Origin of the sequence: Arthrobacter sp. Edens01 (genome assembly GCF_001307035.1) — a bacterium.
Classification (GTDB): domain Bacteria; phylum Actinomycetota; class Actinomycetes; order Actinomycetales; family Micrococcaceae; genus Arthrobacter_B.
This window is the reverse complement of the sequence record NZ_LKIU01000006.1, coordinates 89,312-104,457: the sequence shown is the minus strand read 5'-3', so window position 1 is coordinate 104,457 and position 15,146 is coordinate 89,312. Positions and strand designations below refer to the sequence as shown.

The window sequence follows — 15,146 nt, the reverse complement described above, 5'->3', positions numbered from 1 at the left end:
CCGATCAGGCGCGGGCGGGTGCTCCGGCCAGGTCGGCGACCTGCGGGTAGAGCGGGTGGGCCGCGGCCAGGGTATGGACGCGGTCCCTGAGCGCGCTGAGATCCTCGCCGTTCCCGGCGGTGAGGGCCAGTGCGATGATGTCCGCGACTTCACCGAACGCTTCCTCGCCAAACCCGCGGGTGGCCAGGGCCGGGGTGCCGATGCGAAGACCCGAGGTAACCATCGGCGGCCGCGGATCGAACGGTACGGCGTTGCGGTTGACCGTGATGTCGATCTGCGCGAGGCGGTCCTCGGCCTGCTGGCCGTCCAGTTCAGCGTTGCGCAGGTCCACCAGGACCAGGTGCACGTCAGTGCCCCCGGAAACCACGGAGATTCCCTTGGCAGCGACGTCTTCGGAGAGCAGCCGTTCGGCCAGGATCCGTGAACCGGCCAGGGTGCGTTCCTGGCGTTCGCGGAACTCGGGGGTGCCGGCGATCTTCAGTGCGGTCGCCTTGCCTGCAATCACGTGCTCCAGCGGCCCGCCCTGCTGGCCCGGGAAGACGGCGGAGTTGATCTTCTTGGCAATGTCCGCGTCGTTGGACAGGATGATGCCGCCGCGCGGACCGGCAAGGGTCTTGTGCGTCGTGGAGGTAACCACGTGGGCGTGCGGAACCGGGCTGGGGTGCAGTCCGGCCGCGACCAGTCCGGCAAAGTGCGCCATGTCCACCATGAGGTAGGCACCCACCTCGTCCGCGATGGCGCGGAATGCCTCAAAGTCCAGCTGGCGGGCGTACGCGGACCAGCCGGCGACAATCAGTTTCGGCTTGTGCTCACGGGCCAGGCGCGCGACGTCGTCCATGTTCACGGTGTGGGTGGTTTCGTCCACACCATAGGGAACGATGTTGTACAGCCGGCCGGAGAAATTGATCTTCATGCCGTGCGTCAGGTGGCCGCCGTCAGCCAGGGAAAGCCCCAGCACGGTGTCACCCGGACGGATCAGCGCATGCATCACCGAGGCGTTGGCCTGTGCACCGGAGTGCGGCTGGACGTTAGCGAAACCTGCGCCGAAGAGTTCCTTGGCCCGGTCGATTGCCAGCTGCTCAATGACGTCCACGTATTCGCAGCCGCCGTAGTAGCGGCGCCCGGGGTAGCCCTCGGCGTACTTGTTGGTGAGCACGGAGCCCTGGGCTTCCATGATCGACACCGCAGTATGGTTCTCGGAGGCGATCATCTCCAGCCCCTCCTGCTGGCGGCGACGCTCGTTGTCGATCTGCTCGGCAACCTCGGGATCGATCTCCGCGAGGTGGGAGTTCAGGTAATCGGTCACAGCTCGCCGCCGTTCTTCTCCGCGTACTCTGCGGCGCTCAGCAGCGCACCCTCCTCCGTGACTTCAACGGTGAACAGCCAGCCGGCGCCGTACGGGTCCTCGTTCAGGATGGCCGGGTTGTCCACGGCTTCCTGGTTGATTTCCACGATGGTGCCGGAAACCGGGGCGTACAGGTCCGAAACGGACTTGGTGGATTCAACTTCGCCGCAGGTCTCGCCTGCAGTGACGGTGTCGCCGACGGCGGGAAGGTCGACGTAGACGACGTCGCCCAGGGCGTCAGCGGCAACGGCGGAGATGCCAACCTTTACCGGGCTGGAAGCGTCCACCCACTCGTGTTCGGCGGAGTAGCGGAGGGAAGAGTCAACTTTGCTCATTGGGATGTGCCTTTCAAGTGGTGTGAACAACTGGTTCAAAGTCTAGGTCCGGGGCGGCGGAGGCAGAGCCTTTCGCCGCCCCTTAGCGTTCCAGATCCCGCCCTCCTCCTCGCAAGCTCGGAGAGGGGCCCTGGATCTTTCACTGTCTCGCTCGTTCCTCGCTCGGCGATGCGGGGCTACACGAAAAGCCCCGCCACCACCGAGTCCAGTCCGGCTGAGGTGCCATGTTCCCCCATCGAGAGGGCAGTTACGGCTCGTTTCAGGGCTGAAAAGAGTCGTAAGTGGCCTCTCGACGGAGAGTGGTGTCTTACTTGTCGCGCTTGTAGAAGGGGAGCTGGACTACTTCGAAGGGTTCGGGCTTGCCACGGAGATCGACGTCGAGGGTGGTGCCGAGTTCGGCGTGGGAGGCATCGACATAGGCCAGGGCGACCGGGTAGCCGAGGGTTGGGCTCGGAGCGCCGGAGGTGACTTCGCCGATGGTCTCGCCGTCCTTAAGGACCGGGTAGTGGGAACGGGCCGAACGGCGGCCGGAGCCCTTGAGGCCAACCAGCTTGCGTGCCGGAGTCTGCTGCTTTTTGGCTGCGAGGGCTTCGCGGCCCACAAAGTCGCTGTCCTTGGAGAGGGCGACGACGCCGCCCAGGCCGGCAGCGTACGGATCCACCTCAAGGGAGAGTTCGTTGCCGTAGAGGGGCATACCGGCTTCCAGACGCAGCGAGTCACGGCAGGCCAGGCCCGCCGGAACGAGTCCGTGGCCTTCGCCGGCGGCAAGAAGCGCCTGCCACAGGGCAGCGGCGTCGTCATTCGGGACGTAGATCTCGAAACCGTCTTCGCCGGTGTAGCCGGTGCGTGCCACCAGCAGAGTGTGCGAGCTGCCGCCGATAGTCAGCTCAACGGGAGCTGCGGCGTAGTACTTCATGCCGGTCACCGCGTCCCGGAAATCGGCAGGCACCAGGTCCAGCAGGATGGCCTCGGCCTCGGGGCCCTGAACCGCCACGAGGGAAGTCTCGGCCGTCTTGTCCTGCACCGCGACGTCGAAGCCTTCGGCGCGGGCAGCCAGCTCAGCGGCGACGACGGCGGCGTTGCCCGCGTTGGGCACCACCAGGTATTCGTCTTCACCCAGCCGGTAGCTGATCAGGTCATCGATGATTCCGCCGTCAGCGTTCGTGATCAGCGAGTACTTGGCGCGGCCAACCGCCACGGCGGAGAGCCTGCCGGTCAGCGCGTAGTCCAGGAACGCCGCGGCGTCCGGTCCGGTGACTTCGACTTCGCCCATGTGGGAGAGGTCGAAGAGTCCCGCAGCCTTGCGGACGGCGTGGTGCTCGGCCAGTTCGGAGCTGTATTTCAGGGGCATCTGCCAGCCGCCGAAGTCAGTGAAGGAGGCACCCAGGCGTTTGTGCTCTTCGTAGAGCGCTGTGTACTGCTCGGTCATTGCGTCTGTCCCCTTAGTTTTCGAAGTCTTCGATCGGCGGGCAGGAGCACACCAGGTTGCGGTCCCCCGCTGCGCCGTCAATGCGGCCGACCGGCGGGAAGTACTTGTCCATGCGCAGGGTCTTCAGCGGGAAGGCAGCCTGCTCTCGCGGGTAGGGGCGGTTCCACTCGTTGCCGGCCACTACGGTCGCGGTGTGCGGGGCGTGGCGCAGCGGGCTTTCCTGTACCGGGAAGTCGCCGGCTGCGACCTGGTCGATCTCGCCGCGGATGGCGATCATCGCGTCGATGAACCGGTCAATCTCGCCCTGGTCCTCGGATTCGGTGGGCTCCACCATAAGCGTGCCTGCCACCGGGAAGGACAGGGTCGGAGCGTGGAAGCCGTAGTCCACCAGGCGCTTGGCCACGTCCTCGGCGGTGACGCCGGTCTTCGCTGTGAGCTCGCGCAGGTCCAGGATGCACTCATGCGCCACCAGTCCGCCCTTGCCGGTGTACAGCACCGGGAAGTAGTCGTTCAGGCGGGCTGCCACATAGTTGGCGGCCAGCAGGGCGCTCTTGGTGGCGGCGGTGAGGCCCTCGCCGCCCATCAGGCGGACGTAGGCCCAGGAGATGGGCAGGACACCGGCTGAACCGAAGCGGGATGCGGAAATCGGGATGTCGTCCCCGCCGTCCCAGGCTGCGGCGTTGCCGGGCATAAACGGTGCCAGGTGCGCCTTTGCTGCAACCGGACCGACGCCGGGGCCGCCGCCGCCGTGCGGGATGCAGAACGTCTTGTGCAGGTTCAGGTGGGAGACGTCGCCGCCGAACTCGCCGGGCTGGGCGAGGCCCACCAGGGCGTTGAGGTTGGCGCCGTCGATGTAGACCTGGCCGCCTGCCTCGTGCACCGCTTCGCAGACGTCGCGGACGTCGTCGTCGTACACACCGTGCGTGGAGGGGTAGGTGATCATGATCGCGGCCAGGTTCTCCCGGTGCGCGTCAATCTTGGCGCGCAGGTCCGCGTGGTCGATCGCGCCGTCGCCGGCAGTTCCGACGACTACAACCTTCATGCCGGCCAGAACGGCCGAGGCGGCGTTGGTGCCGTGCGCGGAGGCGGGGATCAGGCAGATGTTGCGCTGCTCGTCGCCGCGGGAGTGGTGGTAACCGCGGATGGCGAGCAGGCCGGCCAGCTCACCCTGGGATCCGGCGTTGGGCTGGATGGACACCTGGTCGTACCCGGTGATCGTGGCCAGCTGGGCTTCGAGGTCCGCGATCAGTTCGCGCCAGCCCTCGGTCTGGGAATCCGGGGCGAAGGGGTGGATCGAGGCGAACTCGGGCCAGGTCATGGCCTGCATTTCAGCGGTGGCGTTGAGTTTCATGGTGCACGAGCCCAGCGGGATCATGGTCCGGTCCAGCGCCAGGTCGCGGTCCGAGAGGCGGCGCAGGTAGCGCAGCATCTGGGTTTCGGAGCGGTAGGAGGAGAAGACCGGGTGGGTCATGAAGTCAGAGGTGCGCAGCAGTTCGGCGGGCAGCTCGAACCCGGCTGCCTCAGCAGCCTCAGCACCAAAGGCGGCCGCGACGTCGGCAATTACTGCATCCGTGGTGGTCTCGTCTGCGGAGACACCCACGGTGTCCGCGTCGATCAGCCGCAGGTTGATGCCCTTGGCTTCAGCGGCAGCCACGACCTCCGCGGCACGGCCGGGAACCCGGGCGGTGACGGTGTCGAAGAAGGTGTCCGAAGCCAGTTCGATTCCGGCGTTCGTGAGCGCGGTGGCCAGGGCACGGGCGTGGCCGTTGGCACGCAGGGCGATAGCCTTCAGTCCTTCAGGACCGTGGTAGACGGCGTACATGGAGGCCACGATGGCCAGCAGTGCCTGCGCGGTGCAGATGTTGGACGTCGCCTTCTCGCGGCGGATGTGCTGCTCACGGGTCTGCAGTGCCAGGCGGTAGGCCGGAGTTCCGGCGGAGTCCTTGGAGACGCCGACCAGGCGGCCGGGCAGCGAGCGCTCCAGGCCCTTGCGCACCGCCATGTAGGCAGCGTGCGGTCCGCCGAAGAACAGGGGAACACCAAAGCGCTGAACGGAGCCCACGGCGATGTCCGCGCCCTGTTCTCCCGGAGGGGTCAGCAGGGTGAGGGCCAGGAGGTCAGCTGCGACGGTGACCAGCGCGCCGCGCTCCTTGGCATCGGCAATGATGCCGGAGAAGTCGCGGACAGCGCCGGAAACGCCGGGCTGCTGGAGCACGACGCCGGTGATCTCGCCGTCGGGCAGGCCGGCAGCAAAGTCAACAACCTCGACGTCGAAGCCCAGGGCCTTGGCCCGGCCGCGGACGATTGCGATGGTCTGGGGCAGCGCGTCGGCATCCAGAACGATCTTGCCTTCGGACTTGGCCTTGTTGGAGCGGCGCATCAGCAGGACGGCCTCGGCGACGGCCGTGGCTTCATCCAGCAGGGAGGCATTGGCCACCGGCAGGGCGGTGAGGTCCTGGACCATGGTCTGGAAGTTCAGCAGCGCTTCGAGCCGGCCCTGCGAGATTTCCGGCTGGTACGGGGTGTAGGCGGTGTACCAGGCCGGGTCTTCCACGACGTTGCGCAGGATCACCGGCGGAGTGTGGGTGTCGAAGTACCCCTGGCCGATCATCTGCACGGCGGTCTTGTTCTTCGCGGCGATGCGGCGGAGCTCGGCGAGGGTTTCCTGCTCGGTCCGGGCGGCGTTCAGCACCAGCGGGGCGTCCTGGCGGATGGCGGCGGGAACCGCACTGTCCACCAGGTTCTCAAGGCTGTCGTAGCCGACGGCCTTGAGCATGGCATCGGTTTCAGTGGCGCGGGCGCCGATATGGCGGTCAACGAAGGCTGCGGTGGACGGGACTGCTGTCATGGGAGGCTCCAGGGGGCGGGCGAGGGTACGCCAATGCGACGGGCTTCCTCCCCGCTCTGTATTGGACCTGAGAGATTCCGCGGGTGTTATCCGCTTGCACCGTCGGTGAGAACCGGCATGCCGGTCCTGCTTTCCAGAGTTGCCTCGCCATGGCGGTACAGGGGCCTGAGAGATTCCCGGGGAGGGTTTGCTCCTACGGCGCCCGCGTCTGCATTGATGCGCGGGACTCTCCCGCCACGGCTGGTAAAGGCATATTGAATTGTGGCTGCACCCTGACTTTAGCCCGCCGGACAGCCCCCATCAAGGTATGACTTTGGCCGCATGTCCTGCCCGGCACGGCGCTGGAAGGCCCGGAGGGCCGGACGGCCAAATTGACATGCCCCAAAGCACTGCCGAAACTGAATTGGTCGGCGGTTCCGCCACCTCTCATGAGGCTTCATTAAATATCTGTGCATATTGATGCCAGCCGCGTGTCGTGGCGGCGGTGCGCCGACTCGGCGCCAACGAGAAAGAACTCCATGCCAGGTAGCTCCACCCCCGCTTCAGCCACGGACCATTCAGCTGCAGTTTCCAGCTCCAAAGACCCGGGCCTTGCGCGTTCGATGTCCAGCCGCCACATCCAGCTCCTCGCCATTGGCGGAGCTATTGGCACCGGCCTGTTTATGGGGTCAGGCAAGACCATCTCCGTCGCCGGTCCCTCAGTCATCTTCGTCTACATGATCATCGGCTTCATGCTGTATTTCGTGATGCGGGCGATGGGCGAACTGCTGCTTTCCAACCTCCGCTACAAGTCGTTCAGCGACTTCGCGGCTGACCTGCTCGGCCCCTGGGCCGGATTCTTCACCGGGTGGACCTACTGGTTCTGCTGGGTGGTCACGGGAATCGCCGACGTCGTGGCAATCGCCCACTACGTAACCTTCTGGTGGGCCCAAATACCGCTCTGGATTCCTGCCCTTGCGTGCATCATCCTGCTGCTTGCACTGAACCTTCCCACGGTGAAGGCCTTCGGCGAGACCGAGTTCTGGTTCGCCCTGATCAAGATCATCGCCATTCTGACGCTGATCGTCGTGGGCCTGGTCATGATCCTTACGCGCTTCGAGTCGGAGCCCGGAACCACTGCCGGGTTCGAGAACCTGTGGGAGAACGGCGGATTCTTCCCCACCGGCCCCATGGGCTTCGTGGCCGGATTCCAGATCGCAGTGTTCGCTTTTGTCGGCATTGAACTGGTCGGCACCGCCGCCGCGGAGACCAAGGACCCGGAGAAGAACCTCCCGAAGGCAATCAACTCCATTCCGCTGCGCATCATGCTCTTCTACGTAGGTGCCCTGGTGGTCCTGATGTCAGTGATCCCCTGGACCGACTTCAACGCCGAGGAAAGCCCCTTCGTGGGCATGTTCGCCCTGGCGGGGCTGGGAACGGCAGCCGCCGTCGTGAATTTCGTGGTGCTGACCTCCGCTGCGTCGTCGGCGAACTCGGGCATTTACTCCACGTCCCGGATGGTCTTCGGCCTGGCGCACGACGGCGATGCCCCCGAGGCGTTCGGGCGGCTGTCCCGCCGCAAGGTGCCGCAGAACGCCCTGTTCTTCTCCTGCACCTTCCTGCTGGCCGGTGTTGTGCTGCTGTATGCGGGCGACTCCGTCAGCGCCGCCTTCACCTTGGTGACCACCATTTCCGCGCTCTGCTTTATGTTCGTGTGGACCATCATCCTCTTCAGCTACCTCACCTACCGCCGGCGCCGCCCGCAGCTGCATGCGGAGTCGAAGTTCAAGCTCCCCGGCGGCCGCGTAATGGTGTACGTGGTGCTAGCCTTCTTCGTGTTCATCGTCTGGGCGCTCACTACCCAGCCGGACACCCTGACCGCGCTGCTGGTTACGCCCATCTGGTTTGCCCTGCTGGGCGGGGCCTACGCCCTGCTGCGCCGCACGCCGCTGCATCAGGCGCGGGTCGCTGAGTACAAGGCCATGGCCGAAGCTGAGCGGAAGGCTGTGGAGCAGCTCAGCCGCGTGTGAACTTGAGGTAGCGGCGGGCTGAGTCCTGCACGATCCGGTCTGCTCCGTTGGGCAGGATGTAGTCCCACCATGCGCCATACAGGCGTTCATAGGACAGCGGCGCCAGCAGCTCAGCAGCTGCCTCCACCACGTCCGGGCGTTCCGGAATCAGGTTCGGGTAGCTGTACATGAATGCCACATGGGTGAAGTCCGGGATCACCTGGATGATATCTCCGCTGAACAGTGCTCCCAGACCGTCCGGATCGTCCGCCCAGTGCATCACCGTGCCGCCGGGAAAGTGGACGCCGGGGCGGTAAAGAACCAGTCCTTCAGCCAGCTCCAGCCGGTCTCCGTCCCAGAACTGCAGGGCGGGGTCAGTGCGGCCCACCCATTCCCGGTCCGCGCTGTGCAGATACACGGGGACCCCGAATTCCCGCGCCCAGTCCACCATGATGGCGTAGTAGTGGGGGTGGCTGATGGCAATGGCCGTCAGGCCGCCTTCCGCGTTGATGAGGTCGATCATCTCCTCATCCAGGTACGGGACGCAGTCCCAGAGGACGTTGCCGTCCAGTGCCTTCACCAGCAGGGCGCGCTGCCCAATGGCGAACTTGGGTTCGGAGCCGATTCCAAGCACCCCGGGGCCCTGCGGATGGATGCTGGCGCGGCGGGCACCGGAACGCAGCTTGGAGAGCGTGGTCCAGGCCTGGCCGGAAAGCGGAACGTACTGCCGTTCATCCAGGCACACCGGACAGTCCGCCCGGGGCCCGCCATACTGGGTCCCGCACGTGACGCAGATCGGATAGTCGTTTGGAGGCAGTGCCTCCCGGTAATGCTGCACCATGGTCATGAACCCGTCCGTCACCAGGAATGGCCGAAGTGCGGTTCAGGCTACCGCGCGCAGCCGCGAGGCAAAACCGTTGCCGGCCAGATCGCGGACCTGCGCCGATAACGATTTGGCAACTCAGTACACAACGGTGCCGGTGGATTCCACCGTGCTTCCCAGCTGGGCGGGACGTCCGCTGACTTCCAAGGCAATGCCCGCCGTGTGGAGGGGAACTTCCAGTGCACGGCTGAGGTTCGGCAGCACGTCGCTGCGCACGCGACGCAGTGCCTCCTGCACATCGGCCCGTTCGTTCAGCGTCAGGCGGAGGGCGAGATCCGGTGACTCGGCGGTGCCGCGCAGCAGTGCCCAGCTGCTGACCACACCCGGCAGGGACGAGGCATCATCCTCCACGGCCGCGGCCAGCACCGCGGGGTCGCACCGGGTGATCCCGCGGGCCGGGTCCTCGTGGAGCCGGTAACTGGATGCGGCGCGCCGCCGGGGAACCTCGGCAAGGATCCACCACAGCCCCAGCAGCCCCAGAATGATGCCGCCGATCAGCACAGCCGAAGCCGGAAGCGTTTCCAGCACGCCGGGCCCGTCGGAGAGGACCGGGTCGTCTGCGCCGGCCAGGTTCCCGCCGGTCATTTGCGCCATAAGCCCCGATGAAAAGAGGATGGATGCTGCCCCGGCAGCCAGCAGAACAATCCCAAGGATGATCAGCCAGGTCCGGTTCATGGCTCCTGCATGGTGTCGCATGCTGCGTCCTTCCAGGTACGCCGTGTCACTCCCGTGAACGGATGGACACCCGGACCCGCGGCACGGGATCCAGGCCTGAGGCTTCCAGCCGCGAATGCACCCCGTCACTGACCCACCGCTGCAAGTCCTGGGTGTCATGCAGCGCCGTCGTCACCGTGACCCGCACATCCCGGTCCGTAGCCGTGGCCGAGGCGGAGGAAACGCCGTCGATGTGTTCACAGGTGGCGGCTGCCAGCTGTGCGACCGCCCGGCGGGACATTACCGCGCTCGGCCCGCCGGACGTTGCCTGCTCGGCAGACCGGTCCCCCGCCGGCAGCCGAACCGGCAGGTCGTGAAAGCGTCCGGGCACAATTCCTGCCAGCAGCAGCACCAGCCCGGCGGCAGCGAGCGCAATGCCCGCAGCCCAGACTCCCGGACTGTTCCACGCTGATTCGGCCAGCCAGTCCAGCGGTGCCGTCACCGCTTCCGGCCACGTTCCGGAGGTTAGCCGAAGCAGCGCCGCCACCACAGCGGCGACGCCGAGCGCCAGAAGCACGACGGCGCAAATGGTTGCGGCAACCGAACGGCTGGGCCGCCGGCGCAGGGCCACCGGAGGCGACTCGGCGCTCACAGCAGGTTCCGCCGTCCGGAGGATGCCGGCCGTGGCCGCAGCCACGCCACGGTGATGTCCACCTGCCGCACCTGCACACCGGTCAGCTCCGTGACCCGGCCGGCGATCCGCTCGCGCAGTTCATGCGTGGCCTGGCGCAGCGGCACGGGATAAGGCAGGCCGACAGTCACCCGAAGGCTGGCGATGTTTCCCGCCAATTCCACGGATGCCTCCGGGCGGGCGGAAAAGTCTGCCCTCGACCCGATGCCCAGAAACCCGCCAGTGGTTCCGCCCGCATCGGTTTCGTCACGGGCCACCTGGCTGGCGATCTTCTCCAGGACCTTGCGGGACATTGACGTGCTGCCCCGGTCTTCCACGGCCCGCCGTGGACGGCGTGCTGTCTCCACCTGCATCGTGGTCATCGGCTTGCGGCACGGCCAAACATGCCGGCCATGTCCAGTTTGCCGTCAGCCACGAGACCAACCACAAGACCTATCAGGCCGAAGAGAACGGTCACGAGGAACGCGAACCACCCCCCGAAGGCCAGCACAATACCCAAGACCAATCCGATTACCAGGCACCATCTTGTTGCATTCATCGGTGCTCTCCTTTGGACGTATTAGTACGTTATGGATTCGGCCCGCCCCGAATACGGACCCCTGCCCTTACTCCAGCCGCCCCGGCTGTTTCTTCTGCGGCTGGCTGTCATCGTCGCTGTCGTCGTCCGGGAGATGGACGTCGGTGACGTTCACGTTGACTTCCAGGACTTCAAGTCCGGTGGCGTTCTCCACAGAGCGGATCACATTGGTGCGGATAGCCTGGCTGACTTCAACGATTGAATAGCCGTACTCGACGATCACGCTGACATCCACCGCCGCCTGCCGCTCGCCCTTCTCCACGCTCACGCCGTTGCCGTAGTTGGTCTGGGATCCGGGGATACGTTCGGTGACGGCACTGAATGCGCGCCGGGCGGCATTTCCCATGGCGAAGACGCCGGGGACTTCGCGGGTGGCTATGCCTGCCAGTTTCTGCACCACGGTTTCTTCGATCGTGGTGTCTCCGCGGGGAGTGTGCAGCGGACCAGAGGGCCGGTGCTGCGAGAGGTCGCTGTCCCTCTCAGTACTTTCCCTGGCCGTCGCCGATGATGCGGTGGATTGTCCAGGACTTTGGGAGGATTCTGCCATGGCACTCATCTCCTGAAGAGGGGGATCCCGGAGAGGGATCGCCGTACCTTCCATTAAGGGCGCACCGGTGCCCGAACGTCACGCCCGCCGGAATATTTCCCGGGTCCGGAGCGCGATTTCAATCCACCGCCGGAAAACCAAACAGACCCGGGACCCGGGTGACCTTGCCCCAGCCAGTTGTGGGCCCGTATATTCACGATACGGAAACAAGTTTTCATTTTTGAGTCCGAACGGATCAAAAAGACGGGTTTACACCCTGCGCCTGGCCCCGTACTTTCAGGGGCACAGCTGCATTTCGACGACGCGGTCAGGCAGGACTACGCCGACTCGCGAGAGGAGAAACCATGGCCATCGAAGTAACCGACCTCAACCCCGCTGAAGGTGCCGGAACGATCCTGACTCCGGAAGCCCTGGCGTTCATCGAAGAACTCCACCACCGCTTCGCACCCACCCGTAACGATCTGCTTGCCGCGCGCACCGCACGCCGCGAAGCCATCGCCGCAGGGGAGCCCCTCGATTTCCTCCCCGAGACCGCGCAGATCCGGGACGGCGACTGGCAGGTGGCACCGGCACCGCCGGCGCTCCAGGACCGCCGCGTGGAGATGACCGGGCCTGCGTCCCCCGCAAAGATGGCCATCAACGCCTTGAATTCCGGTGCCAAGGTCTGGCTCGCGGACCTCGAGGACGCGTCCACCCCCACCTGGCACAACGTGGTCGACGCCGAATACAACCTTTACCGCGCAGCCCGCGGGGAGCTTGCCTTCGCCTCTCCCGAGGGCAAGGAATATGTGCTCCGCACGGACGCACCCCTCGCCGTCGTTGTCATGCGCCCGCGCGGCTGGCACCTGCCGGAGAAGCACGTGATGATTGACGGCGAACCCGCGGTGGGGGCGCTCGTGGACTTTGGCCTGCACTTCTTCCACAACGCCAAGCAGCTGCTGGAAAACGGCCAGGGCCCCTACTACTACCTGCCCAAGATGGAGAGCCACCTCGAAGCCAGGCTCTGGAACGACGTCTTCGTGTTCGCCCAGGACTACGTGGGCGTGCCCCAGGGATCGGTGCGGGCCACCGTGCTGGTCGAGACTATTCCGGCCGCCTTCGAGATGGAGGAAATCCTGTACGAGCTGCGCGACCACGCGGCAGGGCTGAACGCCGGACGGTGGGACTATCTCTTCAGCATGATCAAGGTGTTCCGAGACTCCGGGAAGGACTTCCTGCTCCCCGACCGGGCCGACGTCGCGATGACCGCACCGTTCATGCGCGCCTACACGGAGCTGCTGGTCAAGACCTGCCACCGCCGCGGAGCCTTCGCAATGGGCGGCATGGCAGCCTTCATCCCCAACCGGCGCGAGCCTGAAACGACCGCCAAGGCGTTTGAAAAGGTCACCGCAGACAAGACCCGTGAAGCCAATGACGGCTTCGATGGTTCCTGGGTGGCGCACCCGGACATGGTGGATACCTGCCGGGAGGTCTTCGACTCCGTGCTGGGCGAGAAGCCCAACCAGGTGGACAAGCTTCGCGAGGACGTCCAGGTCACAGCCAGGGACCTGCTGGACGTCACCACTGCCGAGGGCTCGATCACCGAGGCAGGCCTGCGCTCCAACCTCTACGTGGCAGTGGCCTACAGCGCGGTCTGGCTTTCGGGCAACGGCGCGGTGGCCATCCACAACCTCATGGAAGATGCCGCAACTGCCGAAATCTCCCGTTCCCAGGTCTGGCAGCAGGTCCGCAACGCGGTGACCCTGGAGGACACCGGCGAAACCGTCACTCCGGAACTGGTCAAGCGGCTGCTCGCTGAGGAAACGGAGCGGCTCAGGGGTGAGGTGGATGAGGAGAAGTTCAACCGCTACTACGCGCCGGCCAGCGAGCTGATCGGCCGGATCAGCCTCGCGGAGGATTACGCCGAGTTCCTTACTCTGCCGGCGTACGAGCTGGTGGACTAGGTTCGCCGGGCCCGGCAGCGCCGGGCGGACCGGAACGGCGGCAACGAAACTCCTTCGCTCGCAGGGCTCGCTTCGGAGTATTAAAGCCGCCTAACCCGGTCCGTCCGGCACTATGATGTTCCGGTCCGGCGGGCGCCGGTCACTCGAAGTGGATTACCTGGCGGATGGCCTGCCCGTCCGCCAGGGTGTCCATGGCTTCATTGATGTCCTCCAGCGCGACCTCGGAGGAAACCAGCTCTTCGACGGGCAGCTTTCCCTGGCGCCAGAGGTCCGCGTAAACCGGGATATCGCGGGACGGCACCGCCGACCCCAGATAGCTGCCGATGATTGTCCGGGCCTCCGCTGTGAGGGTCAGCGGCGTTATTTCGGAGCGCTGGTCCGGGGCAGGGAGCCCAACCGTGACTGTGGTGCCGCCCGGGGCCGTGAGGTTCACGGCAGTCTCGAAGGCGCGGGGATGGCCTGCGGCCTCCACGGTGAGCGCGGCACGGATTCCCTCTGCGGCTGCTTCCTCCGGGAAGTACACGGCATCTGCACCCAGTTCCAGGGCACGCTTCAGTTTTTCAGGCAGGGCATCCACGCCAATCACGCGGCGCACTCCCGCTGCCCTGGCGGCCAGCAGCGCCGCCATGCCCACGCCGCCCAGTCCAACCACGGCGACGTCGTCTTCCGGGCCCGGCCGCACAGCGTTCATCACTGCTCCCCCTCCGGTGAGCACTGCGCAGCCGAGCAGGGCAGCAACTGCCGGCGGAACATCGTCCTCCACGGCCACCAGCGACCGATAGTTGACGACGGAATGGGTGGCGAAGGCAGAGACACCGAGGTGATGCAGCACCGGTTCGCCGTTCCTGGCGAGCCGAATGCCGCCGCCAAGCAGGGTACCGGCATTGTTAGCGGCGCTGCCGGGAGTGCAGGGCATCTTGCCGTTGGTCCGGCAGGCCGCACACTCGCCGCACCGCGGCAGGAACGCCATCACCACCCGCTGTCCCACAGCCAGGCCCGGAACATCGGGGCCAAGCTCCTCAATCCTCCCCGCGGCTTCGTGCCCCAGCAGCATCGGCAGCGGACGGATCCGGCTTCCGTTAACCACGGAGAGATCCGAGTGGCAAACGCCGGCGGCTTCGATTCGGACCAGCACTTCTCCGGGGCCGGGGCCGTCCAGCTGCAGTTCCGTCACGGTCAGCGGACGGCTTCGGGCATATGGCCGCTCCGCTCCGGTGCGTTCAAGGACTGCCCCGCGAATGGTTCGGCTGCTCATGATTCCCCTTTGAATCGGCGGATGATGCCTGGCGAGTCAGCGCCGGCACCGGCTGGCAACCATTCCAGCACGGTGCGGGCCGGCAGCCAAGGACACACTCCGGCGACGCGGCGTGCACTTCTGTGACGCGGGTTCATGTTTCCGGCCCGTTTCATTTGGCAAGATGTGATGCATGAGCCAACAGAGCAGGACCACCCCCGCACTGACCGGCAAGGACGCCAAGGCACTGGACCGGGCGCTTTCCGCCGGCGATGTCACGGTGTTCGTTGACGGCACTGCACTGCGGCTGCCGCCTGCAGCCCGGGACGCGGTCCTGGACCTGCTCGGCCGGCTCGCCACGGGCAAAGCAGTCACCGTCTCCTCAACCGCCGAGGCGGCGGTTGAGCGTGACGGTGAAGCCCGCGGGCACAATCCGCTGCTCACCACCTCCCAGGCAGCTGCCGCTGCCGGGATCTCCCACACCTACCTGCGCAACCTCACCGACGCCGGGGTGATACCCGTTGAGTACCGCGGGACCCACCGCCGGATCCGGATGTCCGACGTCGAGGCCTGGCTCCAGTCGCAGCGCGAGCAGCGCGCCGCGAAGGCCGCCCGGGGCGGGGACGGAAAACCAGGGGGGACTGATACCTAGGAGTACCGCCGCAGGGCGGC

General features: G+C 66.0%; 14 protein-coding genes and 1 riboswitch. Of the genes, 3 read left to right on the top strand and 11 right to left on the bottom strand.

The features are described 5' to 3' along the window. Positions 1-4: 4 nt before the first annotated feature. The 4 genes from glyA to gcvP form a co-directional block, all read right to left on the bottom strand. Positions 5-1,306 (bottom strand): serine hydroxymethyltransferase, encoded by a 1,302-nt coding sequence (gene glyA / locus AO716_RS15020; protein ID WP_055242463.1) that lies wholly within the window; start codon positions 1,304-1,306, stop codon positions 5-7. Then, positions 1,303-1,680: a glycine cleavage system protein GcvH gene (gene gcvH / locus AO716_RS15015; RefSeq protein WP_055242460.1), complete on the bottom strand. Its 378-nt coding sequence runs from the start codon at positions 1,678-1,680 to the stop codon at positions 1,303-1,305. Before gcvH ends, glyA begins: the two co-directional genes overlap by 4 nt. Before the next feature lie 307 nt (positions 1,681-1,987). Then, positions 1,988-3,109, bottom strand: a complete 1,122-nt coding sequence (gene gcvT / locus AO716_RS15010) for a glycine cleavage system aminomethyltransferase GcvT (protein WP_055242458.1) — start codon at positions 3,107-3,109, stop codon at positions 1,988-1,990. Between the two features lie 13 nt (positions 3,110-3,122). Further along, the gene (gcvP, locus tag AO716_RS15005) at positions 3,123-5,957 is read right to left on the bottom strand and encodes an aminomethyl-transferring glycine dehydrogenase (RefSeq protein WP_055242456.1); all 2,835 of its coding nucleotides are present in this window, start codon (positions 5,955-5,957) and stop codon (positions 3,123-3,125) included. Between the two features lie 143 nt (positions 5,958-6,100). After that, a riboswitch (glycine riboswitch) is annotated at positions 6,101-6,201 on the bottom strand. A 274-nt stretch (positions 6,202-6,475) separates the two neighbouring features. Between gcvP and cycA the strand changes: the two genes are divergently transcribed. Continuing rightward, a complete protein-coding gene (gene cycA / locus AO716_RS15000) occupies positions 6,476-7,966 on the top strand; it encodes a D-serine/D-alanine/glycine transporter (RefSeq protein WP_055242454.1) in 1,491 nt (496 codons plus the stop codon). Here cycA and AO716_RS14995 read toward each other — a convergent pair. The 6 genes from AO716_RS14995 to AO716_RS14970 form a co-directional block, all read right to left on the bottom strand. Further along, positions 7,953-8,792, bottom strand: coding sequence for a hydrolase (locus AO716_RS14995; RefSeq protein WP_235472120.1), 840 nt, complete (start codon positions 8,790-8,792; stop codon positions 7,953-7,955). The genes cycA and AO716_RS14995 overlap by 14 nt on opposite strands. Before the next feature lie 114 nt (positions 8,793-8,906). After that, positions 8,907-9,524 carry an alkaline shock response membrane anchor protein AmaP gene (locus tag AO716_RS14990; RefSeq protein WP_152970007.1) on the bottom strand — a complete coding sequence of 206 codons (618 nt, stop codon included), beginning with the start codon at positions 9,522-9,524 and terminating at the stop codon, positions 8,907-8,909. Positions 9,525-9,549: 25 nt separating this feature from the next. Further along, positions 9,550-10,134 carry a DUF6286 domain-containing protein gene (locus tag AO716_RS14985; protein WP_152970006.1) on the bottom strand — a complete coding sequence of 195 codons (585 nt, stop codon included), beginning with the start codon at positions 10,132-10,134 and terminating at the stop codon, positions 9,550-9,552. Further along, the gene (locus tag AO716_RS14980) at positions 10,131-10,535 is read right to left on the bottom strand and encodes an Asp23/Gls24 family envelope stress response protein (protein ID WP_055242449.1); all 405 of its coding nucleotides are present in this window, start codon (positions 10,533-10,535) and stop codon (positions 10,131-10,133) included. Before AO716_RS14980 ends, AO716_RS14985 begins: the two co-directional genes overlap by 4 nt. Continuing rightward, complete coding sequence (locus AO716_RS14975; protein ID WP_055242447.1) at positions 10,532-10,711, bottom strand: hypothetical protein; 180 nt, start codon at positions 10,709-10,711, stop codon at positions 10,532-10,534. Before AO716_RS14975 ends, AO716_RS14980 begins: the two co-directional genes overlap by 4 nt. Positions 10,712-10,778: 67 nt before the next feature. Next, complete coding sequence (locus AO716_RS14970; RefSeq protein ID WP_055242445.1) at positions 10,779-11,297, bottom strand: Asp23/Gls24 family envelope stress response protein; 519 nt, start codon at positions 11,295-11,297, stop codon at positions 10,779-10,781. A gap of 344 nt (positions 11,298-11,641) precedes the next feature. Between AO716_RS14970 and aceB the strand changes: the two genes are divergently transcribed. Beyond that, positions 11,642-13,240 carry a malate synthase A gene (gene aceB / locus AO716_RS14965; protein WP_055242443.1) on the top strand — a complete coding sequence of 533 codons (1,599 nt, stop codon included), beginning with the start codon at positions 11,642-11,644 and terminating at the stop codon, positions 13,238-13,240. Between the two features lie 139 nt (positions 13,241-13,379). Here aceB and AO716_RS14960 read toward each other — a convergent pair whose 3' ends face one another. Next, positions 13,380-14,495, bottom strand: coding sequence for an alcohol dehydrogenase catalytic domain-containing protein (locus AO716_RS14960; protein WP_055242441.1), 1,116 nt, complete (start codon positions 14,493-14,495; stop codon positions 13,380-13,382). Positions 14,496-14,667: 172 nt separating this feature from the next. On the opposite strand from AO716_RS14960, the gene AO716_RS14955 reads away from it, so the two are divergent. Continuing rightward, complete coding sequence (locus tag AO716_RS14955; protein WP_055242439.1) at positions 14,668-15,126, top strand: helix-turn-helix domain-containing protein; 459 nt, start codon at positions 14,668-14,670, stop codon at positions 15,124-15,126. Positions 15,127-15,146 lie beyond the last annotated feature (20 nt).

Bases quoted from the DNA above. Each gene is read 5' to 3' on its own strand.
- gcvH (WP_055242460.1), bottom strand. From the start codon at position 1,680: ATGAGCAAAGTTGACTCTTCCCTCCGCTACTCCGCCGAACACGAGTGG.
- gcvT (WP_055242458.1), bottom strand. From the start codon at position 3,109: ATGACCGAGCAGTACACAGCGCTCTACGAAGAGCACAAACGCCTGGGT.
- gcvP (WP_055242456.1), bottom strand. From the start codon at position 5,957: ATGACAGCAGTCCCGTCCACCGCAGCCTTCGTTGACCGCCATATCGGC.
- cycA (WP_055242454.1), top strand. From the start codon at position 6,476: ATGCCAGGTAGCTCCACCCCCGCTTCAGCCACGGACCATTCAGCTGCA.
- AO716_RS14995 (WP_235472120.1), bottom strand. From the start codon at position 8,792: ATGACCATGGTGCAGCATTACCGGGAGGCACTGCCTCCAAACGACTAT.
- AO716_RS14990 (WP_152970007.1), bottom strand. From the start codon at position 9,524: ATGCGACACCATGCAGGAGCCATGAACCGGACCTGGCTGATCATCCTT.
- AO716_RS14980 (WP_055242449.1), bottom strand. From the start codon at position 10,535: ATGACCACGATGCAGGTGGAGACAGCACGCCGTCCACGGCGGGCCGTG.
- AO716_RS14975 (WP_055242447.1), bottom strand. From the start codon at position 10,711: ATGAATGCAACAAGATGGTGCCTGGTAATCGGATTGGTCTTGGGTATT.
- AO716_RS14970 (WP_055242445.1), bottom strand. From the start codon at position 11,297: ATGGCAGAATCCTCCCAAAGTCCTGGACAATCCACCGCATCATCGGCG.
- aceB (WP_055242443.1), top strand. From the start codon at position 11,642: ATGGCCATCGAAGTAACCGACCTCAACCCCGCTGAAGGTGCCGGAACG.
- AO716_RS14960 (WP_055242441.1), bottom strand. From the start codon at position 14,495: ATGAGCAGCCGAACCATTCGCGGGGCAGTCCTTGAACGCACCGGAGCG.
- AO716_RS14955 (WP_055242439.1), top strand. From the start codon at position 14,668: ATGAGCCAACAGAGCAGGACCACCCCCGCACTGACCGGCAAGGACGCC.